1 protein-coding gene is annotated in these 1,512 nt (G+C 65.1%); it reads left to right on the top strand.

Annotated elements, in window-relative coordinates:
* Positions 1–485 precede the first annotated feature (485 nt).
* Positions 486–1,421 carry a pentapeptide repeat-containing protein gene (locus tag ACWFQ8_RS33530; protein WP_453790040.1) on the top strand — a complete coding sequence of 312 codons (936 nt, stop codon included), beginning with the start codon at positions 486–488 and terminating at the stop codon, positions 1,419–1,421.
* The last annotated feature ends 91 nt before the right edge of the window (positions 1,422–1,512 follow it).

Raw genomic sequence — 1,512 nt, 5'->3', positions numbered from 1 at the left:
CAACAGACCGCCACCCGCGGGGCCCGTCAGGCACGGTGACCCCCGGCCCGACCTGCACCTTTCGACGCGTCACCGCCAACCATGCACGAGCTCGTAAAGCCTGTCTCTTTGACTTCACGGTGATCGGGCCACGTGCGAGGGTGTTGGCCATGCCGCAGCTTGGTCACCGTCTCCGATCTCTCAGATTCACGTTCGGGCTTGCCCCGACAGGGAACCCTCAGGAGCGGTGCTGCCTGGCTCGCAGAGACCTTTTGGGGAGTGGCTAACTGCGTGACAACCGCGCGTTCGGATCATCGAGTGGCACCGGTCTGTCTGGAGTAGTGAGAGTTGCTGACGCCTATGCAGCGAGATGCAATGAGCGGGTGGCGGGGAAACTGAGTGTCGACGGGCTCCGTCGCATTGCTCGTCGGCGTCGTGGCCGCCGGCGTCGGAACCATGGCCGATCGGCGGTGTCCAGGAACGAGGCCCAAGACCGGATGCAGTGGGTGGGTCTGGTTGCAGTCAGCCTGCCGGGACTCGCAGCTCTGGGCGCTCTGCTGTTCACCTGGATGCAGGTAGGACAGGCCAGCAAGGAACTCCGGATCTCAGAACACGGACAGATCACCAGCCGCTTCAATGCGGCAGTCGGCAATCTGGGATCGCAATCCCTGGACATCCGCTTGGGCGGCATCTACGCCCTGCAGCGCATCATGCAGGACTCCGCCCGCGACCACCCCACGGTGGTCTCCGTGCTAGCCGCCTTCGCGCAGCAGCACGCAGGATCGAGTACCAAGAGCCTGAAGGAACCACTTGAGGGCACCTACGATCACGTGCCGAAGCCAGATGTCAAGGCAGCGATCGCCACGCTGGCCAGACGCGACCCCGACCGCGACGCCGGGACGGTCGTCGACCTCAGCAGGACCGATCTCCGCGGCCTCCGGTTGTCTGGCAAGGCGTCTATCGCGCTGCCCGGGGTGGGCTTGTCCGAAGCGGACCTGCGCTGGGCCTTTCTGAACGGCGCGGACCTCCGCCAGGCGGACCTCCAATACGCGAACCTGGACGGCGCTTACCTAGAAAGAGCCGATCTCAGGGGAGCGCGTCTGGCGGGGGCGAGCCTCAGCGTCACGACGCTCACGCGCGCGAACCTTCGTGGAGCGGACGTGACATGCGGAGGTTCCGTGACCGATATGACCGGTGAGATGGTCGGGCGAACGGACTGCGTGAATCTGGAGTACGCCTTGCTGGACGGCGCGGATCTTCGGGACGCCAAGATGAGCGACACGAATATGAGTAACGCGACCTTGACGGGTGCGGATCTTCGTGGCGCGGACCTTACCCGCTCGAACCTGAGCAAGGCGGACTTCCGTGGCGCCAAGCTGGCCGGTGTGAAACTGAAGGGTGCAAAGCGGACCGGCGCGCTTGGGCTGCCGCGGGAGGACTAAGACCGTGTCCTATGTGGTGAGGCGGACGAGGCGTTTGTAGCAGCAGATGGCGGCGGCGAGTCCGAGGAAGGCCAGGTAGTTGCGGGGGTGG

This window comes from Streptomyces sp. NPDC055254 (genome assembly GCF_053606025.1).
Note: the sequence above shows the minus strand (reverse complement) of the source record. Positions and strands in the feature narration are given on the sequence as shown.